Here is a 20,473-nt window from a genome sequence, read left to right on the forward strand (position 1 = left end):
CTCACGATAACTTTATCTTATATCCAAAATCATTATACTTATAAAATACATTCCGAAGATAATTTTGAAGATTTCAAATTATTAATTTAGTTTTACTAGAAAAACATATGAAATCATTCGACGTAGCGATCATTGGCAGTGGTCCCGCAGGTGCTTCAGCGGCATTTGAATTATCCAAATCAGGAATTTCAGCTGTAATTATTGAAAAAGAAACCCTGCCAAGGTATAAAACTTGTGGAGGCGGTATAGTTTTTAGAGGTCTAAAAATGATGCCCTTTGATATTTCATCTGTAGTTGAAAAAAAGTTCTATTCAATAGATACTTATTTTTCAAAAAAATATCCCTGTATTACCACCAGAAGAGAAAAACCTATCGTTAGCATGGTGATGCGTGATGTTTTTGATAATTTAATCGTTGAAAAAGCCAAAGATAATGGTGTTACTTTACTGCAAAATCATAAAGTTTTGGATATTACATTTGGAGAAATTCAAACGATTCACACAACTGAAGGAGATGTTACCGCTAAATTTATTATAGCTGCAGATGGTGCTTTAAGCCCGATAGCAAAAATAGCTGGTTGGAAAGAAACGAGAACACTAATTCCAGCATTGGAATATGAAGTTGAAGTTCCAGCGGCAGATTTTGAGCGATTGTCTCAAAATGCCCGTTTTGACATTGATGCCATTCCTTACGGATATGGATGGTGTTTCCCTAAAAATAATCATCTTTCGATTGGGGTTGCAGTTGTTATAAAAACCAATAAAAAGATCAATCTTAAACAATATTATACAGACTATTTAGATACACTAGGAATTACTGAAATTCTCAATGACCAAGCTCACGGTTTCGTAATTCCAGTATCTCCAAGAACGGATTTTTTTGTTCAAAAAAATGTTTTTCTAACAGGAGACGCTGCGGGTTTGGCAGATCCATTAGTAGCCGAAGGAATTTCTAATTCCATTTTGAGTGGTGTGCAAGCTGCTGAAGCAATTATCGAAAGTAATTTAAATCCCGAAAAAGCAGCCGCTTTATATATTGAAAAATTAGAAGCGACAATTTTGCTTGAAATCGAAAAAGCAAGAGTGTTGGCAAACCATTTCTATCATAAAAAAAGCTTTAGAAATATTATTTTAAAAAAGTACGGTCAATATGCGGCCGAAGCATTGACAGACTTGTTTATGGGAGAAAGAACGTATCCTAAAGATTACCTTAAAAGTATCAGCAGAAAAATTAAAGAGGCTGTTTTTTAAAATACTCTTGACATAACTTTTGAATTAAAAATAAAAAATCCTGAACTTTAACTCAGGATTTTTAATATATGAATTTTTCGTGTCAAATTAAGAAAGCGCCGCTTTAACTTGATCAGCTGCTTCTTGGAATTCAACAGCAGATAAAATTGGCATTCCAGAATTATCAATTAATTCTTTTGCGATAGCAGCATTAGTACCTTGCAAACGAACAATAATTGGCACTTTTATAGCATCTCCCATATTTTTGTATGCATCAACAACTCCTTGTGCCACACGGTCACAACGAACGATTCCACCAAAAATATTGATTAAGATTGCTTTTACGTTTGGATCTTTCAAGATAATACGAAAAGCAGTTTCCACACGTTTTGCATCAGCAGTTCCACCTACGTCAAGGAAGTTTGCAGGTTCAAAACCAGCATACTTAATTAAATCCATAGTTGCCATTGCAAGACCTGCACCATTCACCATACATCCTACTGTACCGTCAAGATCTACATAGTTCAATCCTACTTCTTTTGCTTCAACTTCGATTGGATTTTCCTCACGAACGTCACGCATATCAGCATATTTCTTTTGTCTGTATAAAGCATTATCATCGATATTTACTTTAGCATCTACAGCTAAAATTTTATCATCCGAAGTTTTCAAAACTGGGTTGATTTCAAACATAGAAGCATCAGAACCAATATAAGCATTGTATAATGAATCGATGAATTTTACCATTTCTTTGAAAGCATTTCCTGAAAGGCCTAAGTTAAAAGCAATTCTTCTTGCTTGAAAACCTTGTAATCCAACTGATGGATCAATTTCTTCAGTAAAAATTAAGTGTGGCGTATGTTCTGCCACTTCTTCAATATCCATTCCACCTTCTGTAGAATACATAATCATGTTGCGTCCTGTTGCTCTATTCAAAAGAACAGAAACATAAAACTCAGAAGTTTCACTTTCACCAGGATAATAAACATCCTCAGCAATTAAAACTTTGTGTACTTTTTTACCTTCAGCAGAAGTTTGAGGTGTAATTAATTGCATTCCGATTATTTCTTCTGCAATTCCTTCTACTTTGTCTATTCCTTTGGCAAGCTTTACTCCACCGCCTTTTCCACGACCACCTGCGTGAATTTGAGCTTTTACAACATACCAACTTGTACCAGTTTCGGCAGTTAATTGTTTTGCAGCAGCTACAGCTTCTACTGGACTATTGGCTACAATTCCGCGTTGAATGCGAACTCCATAGCTAGCTAAAATTTCTTTTCCTTGATATTCGTGTATGTTCATAATATAGAATTTGTCTGGATTCTGAATCTATTTCAGAATAAAAGTGGCACAAAAATAGCAAAATTTAATTTAATTGAAATTTTTTTTATTTATAATAACATATAAAAGTAAAAAACAGCGAATCTTTTATCTCAATCGTTATAGTCTAATAAATTTAAAAATTCTCAGCATTTTTGTTAAAATAATTAACCACAAAAAGTATAATCATCTATTTATTACAAAAATTGATCAATTTAAAAAATATAAAAATTATTCTTTGACGATATGTCAATTCCGAAGTAAAAAATGAGCATTATTATCATTTATTCACATCTTTTTTAATTTTATAGCAAAAATATAACCTAAGCACTGGATTCATTTATTATATGTTATGAAATCTTTAATTTTGTAAAAAAAATATCAAGCATGAGAGTTAAAGAACAAGGCCTTTATTTACCCGAATTTGAACACGACAATTGTGGCGCAGGATTTATATGTAATTTGAACGGAATTAAGTCTAATGACATTATTCATAAGGCTCTAGACATCCTTATAAAGTTGGAACATCGTGGAGCAGTAAGCTCTGATGGTAGAACTGGAGATGGTGCTGGAATCTTATTTGATATCCCACATGCGTTCTTTAAGAAAGTTTGTGATTTTGAAATCCCAGAAGTTAGAGAATATGCAGTAGGAATGGTTTTTATGCCTAAAAGCCCTAATCAGGTTACCTTTTGCAAAACCACATTTGAAGCAGCCATAACAGAACAAAACCTTTCCGTGTTAGGATGGAGAGATGTTCCTGTTGATGTTTCCAATTTAGGGCAAATTGCCGCAGAAAAAGAACCAACCGTTAAACAAGTATTTGTTGGTAAAAACGGATTAGATATTACAGAACAACAATTCAACGCCAAATTATTCTTGGCTAGAAAAATTGCTGAGCATAAAATACGTAATTCAAGAACTTCGGAAAGTCATATGTTCTACTTTTCAAGTTGTTCTACTACTACTATTATATATAAAGGACTATTGATGCCGGAAGACATCAGCAGATATTATACCGATCTATTGGATGACGATTTGGTAACCCGTTTGGCTTTGGTTCACCAACGTTTCTCTACAAACACCTTTCCTTCTTGGGATTTGGCACAACCATTCAGATACATGTGTCACAATGGAGAAATCAATACTTTAAGAGGAAACGTAAGCAGAATGCGTGCTCGTGAAGAATTGATGAAAAGTGATGTTTTCGGAGAAGATCTAAAAAAATTATTCCCAATCATTTTAGAAGGAAAATCAGATTCAGCTTCGATGGATATGGTTGTTGAGTTATTATTAATGACTGGACGTTCTTTACCGGAAGTTATGATGATGGTTGTTCCTGAAGCTTGGGAAAAACACAAAACCATGTCGGATGAAAAGAAAGCATTCTACGAATATAACGCTTGCATCATGGAGCCTTGGGATGGTCCTGCCTCTATTCCATTTACTGATGGAAATGTAATTGGAGCATTATTAGACAGAAATGGATTGCGTCCTTCTCGTTATACCTTGACCAAAAGCGGATTTGTAATCATGTCATCAGAAATTGGTGTTCTTGACATCAAACCAGAAGATGTAGTACAACACGGAAGATTGGAACCAGGAAAAATGTTCCTTGTTGATATGAATGAAGGTCGTATCATTGAAGACGAAGAAATCAAACATTCTGTGGTGACGAAACGTCCTTATAGAGAATGGTTGGACAAAAACTTGTTGCAGTTGGCAAAAATTCCATATACGAATAATCCAATTCCAACCGAAAAAATTGATTTTGAAACAAGACAACGTTTGTTTGGCTACACTATAGAGGATTTAAAAACAATCATTAATCCGATGGGTGCTCAAGGCAATGAAGCATTGAGTTCTATGGGTAATGACACTCCTCTTGCAGTATTATCAGACCAACCTCAATTATTATACAACTATTTCAAACAATTATTTGCACAAGTAACCAATCCTCCATTGGATGGTATTCGTGAAGAAATAATTACAGACACCAGTTTAGCAATTGGAGGGGATTATAATATCTTTGACATTACCGATATTCACTGTAAAAAAATTAAAATTCAAAATCCTGTTATTTCTAATGAGGATTTAGATAAAATAAGAAACATTGACCATTCCGATTTTAAATCGGTTACTATTTCCACTTTATATAAAATAGAAAAAGGAGTAAATGGTTTAGAGCGTGCTTTAGAAAAATGTGTACAAGCGACTTTCAAAGCAGTTACTGAAGGATGTAATATTGTAATACTTTCAGACAGAGGTGTTAGCAAAGAATTGGCACCGATACCAATGCTATTGGCTACTTCTTATATTCACCACTCTTTGAACATTCTAAAAGTCCGTTCTAAATTTGGTATTATAATTGAGTCTGCAGAGCCACGCGAACCGCACCATTTTGCTTTATTATTTGGATACGGAGCAAGTGCCATCAACCCTTACATGGTAAATGAAATCATTCACAACCAAGTAAACGAAGGATTTATTACTGGTGTAAAAGCAGATTATGCAATTACCAACTATAATAAAGCGATTGCAAAAGGGATTCTAAAAATCATGAACAAAATTGGTATCTCTACTTTACATTCGTACAGAGCGGCACAAATTTTTGAAATTTTAGGTTTAAACAAAGTGTTCACTTCAAAATATTTCCCATATACCCCATCAAGAATTGAAGGTATTGGACTAATGGAAATTGAAAGAGAAGTTAAGAAAAGATACCAAAATGCATTTCCAAAATCAGAAATTGCAAACTTACTGCCTTTAGAAATTGGAGGAATTTACAGATGGAGAAGAAACGGTGAAAAACACATGTTTAACCCAACTACTATTTCAAAATTACAACAAGCTGTTCGATTGAATAGTCCAGAGAGTTATAAAGAATACTCCAAAATGGTCAATGATCAAAGTGAAAACTTGATGACTATTAGAGGTTTATTCGAATTTAACAATCTTGATCCAATTTCAATTGACGAAGTAGAACCATGGACCGAAATTGTAAAAAAATTCAAAACCGGTGCGATGTCTTACGGATCAATCAGTCAAGAAGCACATGAGAATCTAGCGATTGCCATGAACAGAATTGGCGGAAAAAGTAATTCTGGCGAAGGAGGAGAAGACGCAAAACGTTTTCAAAAAGACTTGAATGGAGATTCTAGAAATAGTGCTATCAAACAAGTAGCGTCAGGTAGATTTGGGGTTTCGATAAACTATTTGACAAATGCCAAAGAGATTCAGATAAAAATGGCTCAAGGTGCAAAACCTGGAGAAGGTGGACAATTACCAGGTGAAAAAGTAGTGCCTTGGATTGCCGAAACAAGAAATTCAACGCCTTATGTTGGTCTTATTTCTCCTCCGCCACACCACGATATTTACTCAATCGAAGATTTATCTCAATTGATATTCGATTTAAAAAATGCCAATCGTGATGCAAGAATCAACGTCAAGTTGGTTGCCGAAGTTGGTGTTGGAACAATTGCTGCCGGTGTTGCCAAAGCAAAAGCTGACGTTATCCTGATTTCAGGATATGATGGAGGAACTGGTGCTGCACCATTAACATCCTTACAACATACTGGCATTCCATGGGAATTGGGTCTTGCCGAAGCTCAACAAACTTTAATATTAAATGACCTAAGAAGTCGCGTGGTTTTAGAATGTGACGGTCAATTGAAAACAGGTCGTGATGTTGCTATTGCTGCATTACTGGGAGCTGAAGAATTTGGATTTGCAACTGCTCCTCTTGTAGCTTCTGGTTGTATCATGATGAGAGCTTGTCACTTGAATACTTGCCCTGTAGGTATTGCAACACAAGATCCTGAATTGAGAAAAAATTTCAAAGGAACACCAGAACACGTTATCAACTTCATGTACTTTATTGCCGAAGAGTTAAGAGAAATCATGGCTCAACTTGGTTTTAGAACATTGAAAGAAATGGTGGGGCAATCGCAAAAATTAAATGTCAACAAAGCGATTAAACATTATAAAGCAAATGGATTGGATTTATCTACCATTCTTTATAAACCAGAAAAAGCAAAAACAGTTCCAAATCACAATACTTCAAATCAAGACCACGCATTAGAACATGTACTTGATTTTGACATTATAAAAGCAGCTATTCCTTCTATTTATAGAAAAGAAAGAACCAGAGTTACTTTTGACATCAAAAACACAGACCGTTCTGTTGGTGCGATTTTGAGTAATGAGATTTCAAAAATATATGGTGCTCAAGGATTACCAGAAGACACTATTCTTGTTGACTTTACAGGATCTGCCGGACAAAGCTTTGGAGCATTTGCCACTAACGGTTTATCATTCAAAATACACGGAAACTGTAATGACTATTTAGGAAAAGGACTTTCTGGAGGAAAATTAATTATTAAAGTCCCTCCTACTGCTACTTTTAGTCCAGAAGACAACATTATCATTGGTAATGTGGCTCTTTATGGTGCGATTACTGGAGAAGCCTACATCAATGGTATGGCTGGAGAGCGTTTTGCTGTTAGAAATTCTGGAGCGACTGCTGTTGTTGAAGGAATTGGAGACCATGGTTGTGAGTACATGACTGGAGGAACTGTAGTTGTCCTTGGAAAAACAGGTAGAAACTTCGCAGCAGGTATGAGCGGTGGTATTGCTTATGTATATGACGCCAAAAAGAAATTTGAAGATGGATTGTGCAATATGGAAATGGTTGCCCTAGAAACATTGGAAGAAGAAGATTTAGCCAAATTAAGACGCTTAATCAGAAATCATTCGATGTACACCAATAGCCCTTTGGCAAAACGCCTTTTAGGAGATTGGGAAAACGAAAGCAAACATTTCATTAAAGTGATGCCAACTGATTACAAAAAAGCATTACAAAGATTGGCAGAAGAAAAGCAAATTGAAGAATTAATAGCACAATAGTCATGGGTAAAATAGGTGGATTTAAAGAATATAATAGAGCCGACGAAAGTAACGTTGCTGTTCTAGAAAGAGTATCTAATTATAATGAGTTTACGATTCCGTTAACAAAAGATAAAATCAAAGAACAAGGTTCTCGATGTATGGATTGCGGAATTCCTTTTTGCCATAGTTCCTGTCCATTAGGAAATTTAATTCCTGATTTTAATGACATGGTACACCAGGAAGAATGGGAAAGTGCTTTGAAGATTTTACAATCTACAAATAATTTTCCTGAATTTACAGGTCGTTTGTGCCCTGCTCCATGTGAGAAATCATGTGTACTAGGAATAATCAGCGAACCGGTTGCTATTGAAAATATTGAAAAAAATATAATCGAAAGAGGTTTTGCAGAAGGTTGGATTAAACCTCAAACACCTGAAGTAAGAACTGGAAAAACGGTTGCTGTTATTGGATCTGGCCCTGCTGGATTAGCGGCGGCTCAACAATTAAATCGCGCGGGACATACCGTTACCGTTTTTGAAAGAGACAATGCAATTGGTGGTTTATTACGTTATGGGATTCCAAATTTCAAACTGGAAAAGGGAATTATCGATAGACGTGTTAAAGTATTAGAAGCTGAAGGAATTACTTTTAAAACCAACGTTAACGTAGGAGTTAACTACAGTGTAGAAGAATTAAAAGCTTTCGATTCTATCGTATTATGCGGTGGAGCAACTGAAAGAAGAGGATTGCCTACAAAAGGTGCCGATAGTAAAGGTGTTGTTCAGGCAATGGATTTCTTGACCCAACAAACCAAAGTGTTGTACGGAGAAAAAATTGAAAACCAAGTAATGGCTACTGGAAAAGATGTAATCGTTATTGGTGGTGGAGATACGGGATCGGATTGTGTGGGAACTTCAAACAGACACGGAGCAAAATCAGTGACTAATTTTGAAATCATGCCAAAACCTCCAGTTGGAAGAAGCGAAACTACTCCATGGCCTTTTTGGCCGTTGCAATTAAAAACATCTTCATCACATGAAGAAGGTTGCAACAGAAACTGGTTGATTAATACCAAAGAATTCCTTGCAAACGAAAAAGGAGAACTAGTCGGATTAAAAACCGTTGAAGTAGCATGGAAAATGGTTCCTGGACAAAGACCCGAACTTATTGAAAAAGAAGGTTCTGAGAAAATTTGGCCTTGTGACTTGGCATTATTAGCTCTTGGATTTACAGGTCCTGAAAAAACATTAGCTGAGCAATTAGGTCTGGAAATTGATATGAGAACCAATTATAAAGCGACTAATTATCAAACGAATGTACCACACATTTTTACAGCCGGCGATATGCGAAGAGGCCAATCTTTAATTGTTTGGGCCATCTCAGAAGGTCGTGAAGCCGCCAGAGAAGTTGATTTATACTTAATGGGTTATACCAATTTACCAACAAAAGGTAATGGTGATTTACCCGCTTTATAGCATTTGAAATAAAAAATAAAATCCCTTGATACCATTTTATCAAGGGATTTGTTTTTTGAAGCCATCAGATTTTAAAATTCGTTAATAATATAATTATTCAACAAAAATTTTGTTAACGATGTAAATGTTTATCGCACTAAATTGACCACCCATTAGATTTATATCACAAAATTTAAATTATAAGCAAAGTTATAAAAAACAACAAACGACAACTATTTGTTACAATTAAAACAATTTGTTACAATTTGTTAAATAATAGTAAATTGTTTGGTCGTATTACTAAAGAATAATAAATTTGTAAAAAATAATAAGCAAAATCAAGATGCAAGCAAACGATTTACTACACTTAGCAGAACAATTTGGAAGTCCACTTTATGTGTATGATGCCGAAAAAATACAATCCCAGTATAATCGATTAACGAAGGCTTTTTCAAAAGTGCCAAATTTACGCATCAATTATGCAATGAAAGCATTGTCCAATATAGCAATACTTCAATTATTGAGAGATATGGGATCTGGATTGGATACTGTTTCTATTCAAGAAGTACAACTAGGATTACATGCTGGTTATGCACCCGAAAAAATATTTTATACTCCAAACGGGGTTTCATTAGAAGAAATTGAAGAAGTTCATGCCTTGGGAGTTCAAATTAATATAGACAACTTGTCTATTTTAGAACAATTTGGCGCCAAACACCCTCATGTTCCAGTTTGTATTCGTATCAATCCACACGTAATGGCGGGTGGAAATGCCAATATTTCGGTTGGACATATCGACAGTAAATTTGGAATTTCAGTACATCAATTACCTCATTTGGTTCGAATTGTCGAAAATACCAATATGAATATTGTTGGAATTCACATGCACACAGGTTCTGATATTTTAGATATTGAAGTATTTTTGTATGCTGCCGAAATATTATTCGACGCCGCCAGAAACTTTAAGAATTTAGAATTTTTAGACTTTGGAAGCGGATTTAAAGTGCCTTATAAAAAAGACGATATAGAAACGGACATCGATGAATTGGGGAGAAAACTGTCCAAAAGATTCAACGCTTTCTGTACAGAATATGGTAAAGATTTGACTTTAATTTTTGAACCAGGTAAATTCTTGGTAAGTGAAGCTGGATTCTTTTTGGCCAAAGTAAATGTCGTAAAACAAACAACTTCAACAGTATTTGCAGGTATTGACAGTGGATTCAATCACTTGATCCGACCAATGCTTTATGGTTCACAACATTTTATCGAAAACATATCTAATCCAAAAGGAAAAGAGCGTTTTTACTCTGTTGTTGGATACATTTGCGAAACAGATACATTTGCCACCAACAGAAGAATTTCTGAAATAAAAGAAGGAGACATTTTGTGTTTCCGAAATGCGGGAGCCTATTGTTTCTCGATGTCTTCCAATTACAATTCAAGATACAAACCAGCAGAAGTTTTATGGATGAATGGACAAGGTTATCTAATCCGGGCTCATGAAAAATTTGAAGACTTACTTCAAAATCAAATTCCGTTGCCAATAGAATCAGCTGCAATAGTTTAATTAACAAAAATAATCCCGAAACTTTCATATTTTGGGATTTTTAATTTTAAATTAGAACATATAACTCTATGGGTTCACGAACTTCTCAACACTATTATGAATTGGCTTAACCGTTTTCAAATATGCATAAATTGCTTTCAAATCTTGTTCTTTCATCCCACCGTACATTGTCCAAGGCATAACCGTATTAAAAAGTCCTTTTGAAATTTTATTAGGAACATAAGTGCTGTCTGTATACGTTTTAAAACGTTTAACAAAATCATTTTCAGACCACTTACCAATACCTGTAATTTTATCTTGTGTAATATTAGCTGATCTAACTATTCCTCCCGTCACCATTGGAAACTCAAACCCTCCAGCTAATTCCATTCCTTCAATAGGTTTTCCATTTTCTTGTTTTGAATGACATTCTGAACAAGAAGCCGCATTAAATAAATAACCTCCATAGGCGACCACTTCGGTTTCATTTGGTTTATCCGAAAAATGAGGCTCTTTCGGAATTGTATTAATAATAAAACTCATTGGAAAATCAGCTTTGGATCCTGGAACAACATTTTCAATGGGTTCTAATGTTCGCAAATACACAATTATAGATTCTAAATCCTCTTTATCCATTTGTCCAAAATGAGGATGTGGCATAACTGGAAACAACGCATTGCCGTTTTTAGAAACACCACTTGCAATCGCTCTCATAACCTCGGCATCTGTCCAATCTCCGATACCGGAAGGTGTAATATTTTTTGAATAAAAACTACCTGGAAAACCAAACCTTTGATCAAAAACTTCACCTCCTTTACCAATAGTTCCTTCAACCAAAGGTCCAGAAAACTCGCTCCAATTTCGAGTTGAATGGCAATCAACACAAACACAAACATGATTAGCCAAATACTTACCGCGTTCCAATTTACTTACTGTGGGCTTAATGCTTAGATATTCCATTTTTCCAACATTTGGCAATGCCAACTTTACATACAATAAAAGCACAACTATACCTATTACAAGAAACAACAAAACTCCTTTGACAATTTTCTTCATAGTTAAAATCAACAAATTAATTAAACATTTCAAATTTAACCGTGTTTAATTCAAAAACACTATTTCAAAAATAAGAAAAAAAGTAATAAAAATAAAAAAATCCCATTTGCCTCAACAAATGGGATTTTGTTTCCGTAAAAAAAATTTATTTTTTTACAAACAATTCTTCCAAAACTTCACCCTCAGTGCCATTTGGTGTAGTAATTTTTAGCATTTTAGAAAGTGTCGGAGCTATTTCTGTAATATATTCTTTTTTATTAGATTCTCCTTTTGGAACATGCCAACCATAAAAAAGCAAAGGCACATTGGTATCATAACTATTTGGCGTTCCATGTGTAGTTCCAGTTTCTATGCTTTCCAAATACCCAGCACCTTGAAGAATAACAAGATCGCCACTTTGTTTAGGATCATATCCTTTAAAAATAAAATTCAAATAATAATCTTGGCCAGTAGCTCCCAAAATTTCTTCTTGGGTATATACTCTTTTTACAAACTCTTGTGTCATCAAAAAGTCTTTGAAGCTTTGTGCAACTTTATTCAGTTCCAAACCTTTTTCCTTTATAAGATCTCTGTTCAGGTAAACATTAAAATTAGAATAATTCAAAACCAAATTAACTCCATAAGTATCCATCGAAAATTTATTCATCGAATTAAAAGTTTCCTTTGAAGGTACGTTGGTTACATTGTATTTATGATCTTTCAAATAAATCGGGTTTTCGGCAACAGCATGATCTGCTGTCAAGAAAACCAAGTAATTATCCTTGCCGATAGTTTTATCCAAATACTCCAAAAATGTTGCAATGGTAAGATCCAAACGCAAATAGGTATCCTGAATTTCCATTGATCTAGGACCAAAAGTATGCCCCACATAATCAGTTGACGAAAAACTTACCGCCAAGAAATCAGTAACATTATCTTTTCCTAATTCTTCTTTATCGATCGCTCTCATGGCCAATTCTGCCAAGAAATCATTTCCGAAAGGAGTCGATTTTAAAACTTCCATTCCGGTTTCTTTATAAATTTTTACCAAATCATAAGGAAATACTGGCGGTAACGATTTATCTAATCTTCCTTCATACGGGTTATTATCAGGCAAACTTTCGTTATACGTTTCAATAGGTTTCAACAAACCCCATCCTTTATTTAAGTATTTCATGTAATTCTTTTCGTCATTGAATTGAGTTACCCAATCCGGCATTTTTTCGCCATAAAAACTGCTCGAAATAAACGCACCCGATTTGGTACACCAAAAAGCCCAGTTGGCAAAATGTCCCGCTGGCAAAATAGCACCGCGGTCCTTAATGCTCAAGCCAATCACTTTTCCTTGAAAGTTTGTTGCCATTCGCAATTCATCCGTAATTGTAGTACTCAAAAGATTTTTTGGAGACATTGCCCCCTCTTTTTCAGTACCTTCCACAAGCGTTTTTACACTGGCATCATCTGTACAATACATACTTTTTCCGATAGATCGAATGTACCAATCATTGCCAATAATCCCATGAGTTGAAGGAGTTGTACCTGAATAAATAGAAGCATGCCCCGGAGCAGTAAATGTAGGTACGTAATTATAATTCATATTATAAAAAGTAAAACCCTTATTCATTAATCGCTTAAAACCTTTGTCTGAAAAATCATCTGAAAATCGGTACAAATACTCCATTTTCATTTGATCGACAACAATACCAACAACCAATTTAGGACGCTGTTGTGCTTGACTTTGAATAGCAAAAACACATACTAAAAACAAAATAATTTTTTTCATACTATATTTTAAAAAGTATACAAAAATACACTTTATCCTTTACATAAATTAAAATGCACAACAACTAAAGCAATAAATTAATCAATACTTAACCTAAAATTATTAAATATTGAAATCTTTCAAGTATTACCATACAAGAAAAAGCAACCAAATTTATTTTACTCATATTCGTCTTCTAAGCACTAATTTAATTCAGAATCCTAATTACAAAGAACATTATATTTTAGTCCCATATTTTGAACCGATTTTCAGAAACCACCTTTTTTTATCAAATACAGAACTTGCTAAACAAAAAATCCATCAAGAAATTAAAGCTTAATTTCTTGATGGACAAAAAAATTATAAATTGAATTAATATTTTGAATGAGGCATTATAAAAAAAATACTTTAATCTAAATTGACTATGTTATAAGCCAGCACCCTGTCCTCATATTTTACATAAAGTTGCTTTCTATTGTCTTGATTTTTTCTGGTTATAAAAGAAAGGGTACAATCTTCTCCGCTATTGTCTTTACAAACAAAAGAATAAACAATATCAGTATTGTTTTCTTCGGCAGGAAGGTATTCAACTATTTCAAACAGCTGAATTACTTCTGAATAAATAACAATTCTATTTTTCTTGGTATCCAAATTAATAATTATATTAACCGGAACTAATTCAGACCATTTCCCAAATTTATCCTTCTCTTTTTGAGAAATACTCAATCCTGTTGTTTTGAATTTATAGGCTTGACTAAACCCTTGATTCAAACCAAAAAATAGAAATAATAATAAAAAACATATTTTTAACTTATTCATTGTTTATAGAATTAGTGCAATAACAAATGTAAGAAATTTAAAAATCAAATAATACTACTTCGCTTTTTGCTTTTTCAAAATCGGTAATCATCTCGTTAATAATATCTTTAACTGGCAATATTTGCTTTATTAATCCAGCAATTTGACCTATTTCCAATTCTCCTTCAATCAAATCTCCTTCAAACATTCCGCGCTTGGCCCTTGCTCTGCCTAATAATGCTATTAATTCTTCTTTTGTCGGGCACGTTTCATATAATTGCTGTATGTCTTGGTAAAACTTATTTTTGATTAATCGAACTGGTGCCAGTTCTTTTAAAGTCAGTTGGGTCCCCCCTTCTTGAAGATCAACAATCAATTGTTTGAAATTTTGATGACAAGATGACTCCAACGAAGCCGCAAAACGACTCCCAACCTGAACACCATCGGCCCCAAGAACCATTGCTGCAAGCATTCCACGACCGGTTGCAATTCCCCCAGCGGCAATCAGAGGAATCGAAATTTTATCTTTCACCATCGGAATCAAAGTAAGCGTTGTGGTTTCCTCTCTTCCATTGTGTCCACCCGCTTCAAAACCTTCAGCTACAACCGCATCTACTCCTGCATCTTGCGCCTTTAATGCAAATACAGAACTACTTACTACATGCACAACCGTTATACCATTTTCTTTCAAAAAAGGAGTCCACGTTTTAGGATTTCCTGCCGATGTGAAAACTATTTTTACTCCTTCATCAACAATAATTTTCATTATTTCGTCAATATTAGGATACAACATCGGAACGTTTACTCCAAAAGGCTTGCTCGTTACTTTTTTACACTTTTGAATGTGTTCTCTCAATACATCCGGATACATAGAACCCGCACCAATCAAACCTAACCCTCCTGCATTACTCACGGCACTTGCTAGTTTGTAACCACTATTCCAAATCATTCCTCCTTGAATTATTGGGTATTTAATATTGAAAAGGCTTGTAATTTTGTTCATATAAAAAAACGGCTTTATTGTTTGATAATTTTTCCTGTTTTCAAGGTTCCATTCAAATTCAACCGATAGAAATAAATTCCTGTATCTATAGATTTTAAAGAAATAGACTTAGTATTCTTGTCGATTGTTTGGTCTAAAATAGTTTTTCCTAAAATATTAAAAACACAAATCCTCCCGGTATCACTATCAGAAGAAAGAGTAATACTTACAACATCAGTTGTTGGATTGGGATATATAATAATGTCTGTTTGTGAGTAATCATTTACTCCTAATCCATTGGACAAAGCCGAACTAAAATCAGGAATTCCATACCCATAATGATTATTTGGACTAGAATATGTATCGGCAGATTTTACAATTAAATCTTTAATTTCTTGATTGGTTTTATCGGGAAACGCTTGCCATAAACAAGCCACCATTCCCGCCATAATTGGACTCGAAAAAGACGTTCCATCTTTCGTTATAATATTTCCAGAAGGATTAGACAAAACAGCTGCTTGCCCTTGTGCCATAACATCCGGTTTTACTCTTCCATCAAACGAAGGACCAATCGAGCTAAAACTCGTTTTCGTTTTCGTGGCATTTACTGCTCCAACCGTAAGCACCGAAATTCCATCTGCTGGAACTGCTATATGCGGATTTACGGCCGTTCCTTCATTCCCCGCAGATGCTACCACAATCATTCCACGAGAAAAAGCGATTTCGGCTCCTCGCGTCATAAAAGCAGTCTTGCCATCCATTTCATTATAGGTATGATTGTAAGTTGTATTATCAAACTCAAAATAGCCCAATGAAGTATTGATAACATCTACTCCCAAACTATCTGCTTTCTCAGCTGCTTCGACCCAATACGATTCTTCGACAGGGTTTTCAGCATTATTATCTTCTGTAATAAACAAATAATATGAGGCGTCTGGAGCTGTCCCTACAAGCGCATTATCTTTATAGCCGCCCATACAAGATAACACCATAGCTCCATGTGAATCTCCTGAATAAAAATTAGTGTTTCTATTCACAAAATCATAACCACCCAAAATTTGATTATTGTCTCTTAATCGTTGAAAAGGCTGAGCAGTATCTACACCGGGAAAACCCGCATCCATAACCGCAATTATTTTTTCCGAACCCGTATAATTTTGTTGGTGTAATAAATCTCCTTTAAGCATCTGAATTTGATTGGCAGAGCTACCATAAGCGTAATCAATCTTAGTTTCCAGTACTTTATTGACGGCTTTCATTTTGGCAGAAAGTACTTTTTTCCCAGTTGAATTGAGCGCTTTATTGGCAAAATCGACCTTTTCAACAAAAGAAAAAGATTTTAAAGAATTAATTTGTGCTTGTGTTCCTCGAATATGCAAAGCATTCAACCATTTGGATTTTGCCATGACGGTAATTCCCGAAACTGCTTTAATTTTACTAATAAAACTGAGGTCGATAGGAATATCTTTAGAATCCAAAGGAATATTTTGTTTGGTTCTTCGATCTAAAGCTCTTTGCGAAAGCATTCCCAAAGGATTGTCATAATACATTTGAGCATTATTTTTAACATTAAAATAGACCCAGGCATCTTCTTGGGAAAACCCAGAGAAACAAGAAAATAACAAAATAAAAAACAAAATTTTTTTCATGCTTTGTTACATTAATAATTTGATTTAAGAAATAACTCCAGAACCTATTAACTCATCATCCATATACCATGCAGCAAACTGCCCTTCGGTAATTGCAGATTGTGGTTCTTCAAATGAGATATACATACCACTTTCAAATTGATGCAAAGTCGCTTTTTGTAAAGGTTGTCTGTATCGGATTCGGGCCATAATATTCATCGTTTCGCCATTGGTCAAAGCCAAATCTTTCCTAATCCAATGCACTTCAGATTTTTCTATAAACAAAGCGCTTTTAAATAATCCCGGATGCATACTCGACAAACCAGTATAAATAGTATTTGTTTCAACATCTGTAGCTATAACAAACAAAGGATCTGTAGTTCCTCCTACATTCAGTCCTTTACGTTGTCCAACCGTAAAATAATGTGCTCCTTGATGTTTCCCCATTAGCTTTCCCATTTTTGGTGCGTAAGGCAATTTTCTGGAAGCAAAAAGCAATTGTTCCTCTACAGTCAATTCATTCTGCATTTCATATGAATAGATAGGGTCATTTTTGAAGATTTGAATAATTTCTCCTTCTTTGGGTTGCAATTTTTGTTGCAAAAATTCGGGTAAACGTACTTTTCCAATAAAACAAAGCCCCTGAGAATCTTTCTTTTCGGCAGTAACCAATTCCATTTGAGCAGCAATTTCGCGTACTTCTGGTTTGGTCAATTCTCCAATTGGAAATAAAGATTTCGCCAATTGCTCTTGGGATAATTGACATAAAAAATAAGATTGATCCTTATTCGTATCGACACCGGCAAGAAGTTGGTACACTTTTTCTCCATTCACTTCAATTTCACCTTTACGACAATAATGACCTGTAGCCACATAATCGGCACCAAGACTCAAAGCGATTTTCATAAAAACGTCAAATTTTATTTCGCGGTTACAAAGCACATCAGGATTTGGAGTTCTTCCTTTTTCGTATTCGCTAAACATATAATCAACTATTTTTTCTTGATATTGTTCACTTAAATCGACCGTTTGAAAAGGAATCCCTAATTTTTCTGCAACCAACAAAGCATCGTTACTGTCTTCCAACCATGGGCATTCATTAGAAATTGTCACCGAATCATCGTGCCAGTTTTTCATAAAAAGACCTATTACTTCATATCCTTGCTGTTGCAACAAATAAGCAGCAACACTCGAATCTACCCCACCTGAAAGACCTACAACTACACGCTTCATCCTTATTAATTTGAAAATTTTAAAACTTAATCTTTTGCAAAAGTACAAATAATATGACTAGTTATGGGCAATTGAAATTGATGAAAACAATAACGCGATAATCCAAACTAATGCTTTTTTATTTACCTTTAATACATTATAAAAACCAAAATGAAAAAATTAATCCTCCTTTTATTTGTAACTTTCTACAGCATTGCGGCACTTGGGCAAAATTATGTGGCGACCATACCTACTTATGAAGTCTATAAATCTTTGAAAGGAAAACCTTTATCCGATAAATTCTCCAACATAGAATCAGTAAAAATAGTATACGACATCAAAAATGAGAAATTATATTATTTCAACAGTTCCTTAATTTCACACCACTTTCAATTTGTAACCGAATATTTAGGTTATGATAAAGAATTAGAACAATTTAACTCTGCCAATTACAGCAATAAAGAAGCAGGTCGCGAATACTTATTGGGGAATCTAAATCATGTCAAAGGAACAGATAAATGGATTTTTGAATTGGCAGTTTCCGATCACATGCCGGTTTATTTCATCGAAAAATTTTTTAAACTTATTCAGCAGACTACCTTTATAAATCAATCCTTAAAATTTTACTTGAATGATCGAGAAAAAGTGGATTTTTACAATCAAGGTCAATTTAAAATTCCTTGCATTACCTCCGAATATATTTTCAACGAATTACAATATCAGGAAGTGGCAAATGGAAATTGTGTCGGTTTCTTAAAGAAATATAAAATCGAAGATTTAAATACTGTCAAACCCAAAGACAATGAAATCGTTATTCTGGACGGAACACCCGAAATTTTACCCAATGTAAAAGGAATTATTGTAACCGAATTGCAGACGCCTTTAAGTCATTTGGTCATTCTTGGCAAAAACAGAAAAATACCTATAATGGCATATACTTTGGCAATAACCGATCCTAAAATAAAATCACTACTCAACAAAAAAGTAGAATTAAAAATTGCTGTCGATACCTTTTTCATAGAAGAAACCAATAAAAAAATAAAAGATAACTCAAGCTTAAAAAAAAGAATTTTAGTGGCAGACACAACCGTTACCGGAATTGTTGACTTATCAAAAATAAACAAAAAAGGAGTTGAATTCATAGGTTCAAAAGCTCAAAATTTATCTTATTTGATTGCTATTGCAAAAGACTCAACATTCAAAGTTCCGGAAAATGCCTATGCCATCCCGTTCTATTATTACAACAGACACATTCATGATAAGTCTGTTATGCCTTTGATTACAGAACTTTTGAATAATCCGCATAAAGATTCTGTTCAATGGGTTAACATTCAATTGGAAAAAATCAGGAAAGCTATCAAGAAAGAAACGGTTGATCCCAATTTGATTGCATTATTAAATCAAAAATTAGGAACCCAAAAAAAATTCAAAAATTTTAGATTCCGTTCTTCTACCAATGCAGAAGATATTGAAGGATTTAATGGTGCCGGTTTATACGAATCTAAAACTGGGATACTCGGAGATTCCATAAAATCTTTCGAAAAAGCTATCAAGCAAGTTTGGACCAGTGTGTGGAATGAAAGTTCGTATTGGGAACGAGAAATTTTCGGAATAGATCAAAAAAACATTGCTATGGGCGTTTTAGTTCATCGCTCCTTTCCAGATGAATTGGCAAATGGCGTCGTCATTACTAAAAATTTATTTCGAAAAGATTTTAGTGGTATAACGGTCAATATTCAAAAAGGAGAAAACTCGGTTGTAAAACCCAACAAAGGAGAAGTCTGCGAACAATTTACGGCTTACGATTTGGATTTATTCGGAACCAAAAACAACAATTTGGATGTAGATTACATTTCTAACTCTTCCTTAAATGAAAACAAACCATTATTAACCACAACCGAAATTAATAATCTGTACCATACCAGTAAAAAAATTGAAACAAAAATGAATCAATATTGGAATAAATTCAATAAAAAACCAGTCGATCTCGAGTTTAAAATTGTCGGGAAAAAAAGAGAACTTTATGTAAAGCAGGTTCGGGTTTTCAACGATTAGATTCAATAAAAAATCAATATTTCAACCTCGTTTGAAAGCATGTCTATTGAAATTATCTCATAATCGAAAGAATTAAACGGAAGGCATTTTTCAATTTTCAGCCTCCTGTTTACATCGTCAAGAATATAGAAATCATCGTATTTTAAAATAAGTTTACAGCTTTTATTGAATTTATCTGCATTATTAAAAAGCATAAAATAGCTCAAAATATAAAAAGCAATAATTACAATCTGGAAAAAAACCAGCACTTCATATTTTTCAACCGGATACATTATATCCAAAATTGAAAGGGTAATTATGGCAAAAAGAAAAATAATAGCATTGAGTGAAAAAGTTTGAGCCCGGAATCGTAATATCGAAAAAATAGCGAAAAGTCCAAACCCAATTCCGATGCCGATTTCAACTTTTGTAAACAAATAACACAAAGAAAAAGTACAAAATCCAACAACAATAATAAGAGGATTTATCGTTTCTTTATTCTTTCTATTGGAAAAAAAATACAATAAAAGAACCGAAAAAGTAAGAAGAAGAAAACGTGCTATTAGTTCGGATAGATTCATAAAAT

Annotated in this window: 13 protein-coding genes; 5 read left to right on the plus strand and 8 right to left on the minus strand. The window is 34.1% G+C overall.

Annotation, left to right across the window (positions count from 1 at the left end):
- Positions 1-107: 107 nt before the first annotated feature.
- Positions 108-1,250 (plus strand): geranylgeranyl reductase family protein, encoded by a 1,143-nt coding sequence (locus OLM57_RS18080; RefSeq protein ID WP_264565086.1) that lies wholly within the window; start codon positions 108-110, stop codon positions 1,248-1,250.
- 87 nt (positions 1,251-1,337) lie between these two features.
- Here OLM57_RS18080 and sucC read toward each other — a convergent pair whose 3' ends face one another.
- A complete protein-coding gene (gene sucC, locus OLM57_RS18085; RefSeq protein WP_219316503.1) occupies positions 1,338-2,531 on the minus strand; it encodes an ADP-forming succinate--CoA ligase subunit beta in 1,194 nt (397 codons plus the stop codon).
- Positions 2,532-2,936: 405 nt separating this feature from the next.
- On the opposite strand from sucC, the gene gltB reads away from it, so the two are divergent.
- The 3 genes from gltB to lysA all read left to right on the plus strand — a co-directional run bounded on the left by gltB (position 2,937) and on the right by lysA (position 10,457).
- On the plus strand, positions 2,937-7,454 hold the full coding sequence (gene gltB / locus OLM57_RS18090) for a glutamate synthase large subunit (RefSeq protein ID WP_264565087.1): 4,518 nt from the start codon (positions 2,937-2,939) through the stop codon (positions 7,452-7,454).
- A gap of 2 nt (positions 7,455-7,456) precedes the next feature.
- On the plus strand, positions 7,457-8,911 hold the full coding sequence (locus OLM57_RS18095) for a glutamate synthase subunit beta (protein WP_264565088.1): 1,455 nt from the start codon (positions 7,457-7,459) through the stop codon (positions 8,909-8,911).
- Between the two features lie 322 nt (positions 8,912-9,233).
- A complete protein-coding gene (gene lysA / locus OLM57_RS18100) occupies positions 9,234-10,457 on the plus strand; it encodes a diaminopimelate decarboxylase (RefSeq protein WP_264565089.1) in 1,224 nt (407 codons plus the stop codon).
- A gap of 66 nt (positions 10,458-10,523) precedes the next feature.
- Here the strand turns inward: lysA and OLM57_RS18105 are convergent, their stop codons facing one another.
- The 6 genes from OLM57_RS18105 to mnmA all read right to left on the minus strand — a co-directional run bounded on the left by OLM57_RS18105 (position 10,524) and on the right by mnmA (position 17,874).
- A complete protein-coding gene (locus OLM57_RS18105) occupies positions 10,524-11,492 on the minus strand; it encodes a cytochrome c (protein ID WP_264565090.1) in 969 nt (322 codons plus the stop codon).
- 145 nt (positions 11,493-11,637) lie between these two features.
- Positions 11,638-13,254 carry an alkaline phosphatase PafA gene (gene pafA, locus OLM57_RS18110; RefSeq protein ID WP_264565091.1) on the minus strand — a complete coding sequence of 539 codons (1,617 nt, stop codon included), beginning with the start codon at positions 13,252-13,254 and terminating at the stop codon, positions 11,638-11,640.
- 387 nt (positions 13,255-13,641) lie between these two features.
- On the minus strand, positions 13,642-14,052 hold the full coding sequence (locus tag OLM57_RS18115) for a hypothetical protein (RefSeq protein WP_264565092.1): 411 nt from the start codon (positions 14,050-14,052) through the stop codon (positions 13,642-13,644).
- Between the two features lie 37 nt (positions 14,053-14,089).
- On the minus strand, positions 14,090-15,034 hold the full coding sequence (locus OLM57_RS18120) for an NAD(P)H-dependent flavin oxidoreductase (RefSeq protein ID WP_264565093.1): 945 nt from the start codon (positions 15,032-15,034) through the stop codon (positions 14,090-14,092).
- A gap of 14 nt (positions 15,035-15,048) precedes the next feature.
- Entirely contained in the window at positions 15,049-16,662 is a 1,614-nt protein-coding gene (locus tag OLM57_RS18125) for a S8 family serine peptidase (protein WP_264565094.1), read from the minus strand.
- 24 nt (positions 16,663-16,686) lie between these two features.
- Positions 16,687-17,874 (minus strand): tRNA 2-thiouridine(34) synthase MnmA, encoded by a 1,188-nt coding sequence (mnmA, locus tag OLM57_RS18130; protein WP_264565095.1) that lies wholly within the window; start codon positions 17,872-17,874, stop codon positions 16,687-16,689.
- 150 nt (positions 17,875-18,024) lie between these two features.
- Here mnmA and OLM57_RS18135 point away from each other — a divergent pair, with 150 nt between their 5' ends.
- On the plus strand, positions 18,025-19,908 hold the full coding sequence (locus OLM57_RS18135; protein WP_264565096.1) for a PEP/pyruvate-binding domain-containing protein: 1,884 nt from the start codon (positions 18,025-18,027) through the stop codon (positions 19,906-19,908).
- Positions 19,909-19,910: 2 nt separating this feature from the next.
- On the opposite strand, the gene OLM57_RS18140 is transcribed toward OLM57_RS18135, so the two are convergent.
- A complete protein-coding gene (locus tag OLM57_RS18140) occupies positions 19,911-20,468 on the minus strand; it encodes a DUF4956 domain-containing protein (RefSeq protein WP_264565097.1) in 558 nt (185 codons plus the stop codon).
- Positions 20,469-20,473 lie beyond the last annotated feature (5 nt).

It is taken from the genome of Flavobacterium sp. N3904 (assembly GCF_025947305.1).
Lineage (GTDB): Bacteria > Bacteroidota > Bacteroidia > Flavobacteriales > Flavobacteriaceae > Flavobacterium.

Excerpts from the sequence above, each read along its gene's own strand:
- pafA (WP_264565091.1), bottom strand. The coding sequence starts at position 13,254 with ATGAAAAAAATTATTTTGTTTTTAGTATGTGTTTTTGCTATTCAAAGT.
- mnmA (WP_264565095.1), bottom strand. The coding sequence starts at position 17,874 with ATGAAGCGTGTAGTTGTAGGTCTTTCAGGTGGGGTAGATTCGAGTGTT.
- OLM57_RS18120 (WP_264565093.1), bottom strand. The coding sequence starts at position 15,034 with ATGAACAAAATTACAAGCCTTTTCAATATTAAATACCCAATAATTCAA.
- sucC (WP_219316503.1), bottom strand. The coding sequence starts at position 2,531 with ATGAACATACACGAATATCAAGGAAAAGAAATTTTAGCTAGCTATGGA.
- gltB (WP_264565087.1), top strand. The coding sequence starts at position 2,937 with ATGAGAGTTAAAGAACAAGGCCTTTATTTACCCGAATTTGAACACGAC.
- OLM57_RS18080 (WP_264565086.1), top strand. The coding sequence starts at position 108 with ATGAAATCATTCGACGTAGCGATCATTGGCAGTGGTCCCGCAGGTGCT.
- OLM57_RS18125 (WP_264565094.1), bottom strand. The coding sequence starts at position 16,662 with ATGAAAAAAATTTTGTTTTTTATTTTGTTATTTTCTTGTTTCTCTGGG.
- lysA (WP_264565089.1), top strand. The coding sequence starts at position 9,234 with ATGCAAGCAAACGATTTACTACACTTAGCAGAACAATTTGGAAGTCCA.
- OLM57_RS18115 (WP_264565092.1), bottom strand. The coding sequence starts at position 14,052 with ATGAATAAGTTAAAAATATGTTTTTTATTATTATTTCTATTTTTTGGT.
- OLM57_RS18095 (WP_264565088.1), top strand. The coding sequence starts at position 7,457 with ATGGGTAAAATAGGTGGATTTAAAGAATATAATAGAGCCGACGAAAGT.
- OLM57_RS18135 (WP_264565096.1), top strand. The coding sequence starts at position 18,025 with ATGAAAAAATTAATCCTCCTTTTATTTGTAACTTTCTACAGCATTGCG.
- OLM57_RS18105 (WP_264565090.1), bottom strand. The coding sequence starts at position 11,492 with ATGAAGAAAATTGTCAAAGGAGTTTTGTTGTTTCTTGTAATAGGTATA.
- OLM57_RS18140 (WP_264565097.1), bottom strand. The coding sequence starts at position 20,468 with ATGAATCTATCCGAACTAATAGCACGTTTTCTTCTTCTTACTTTTTCG.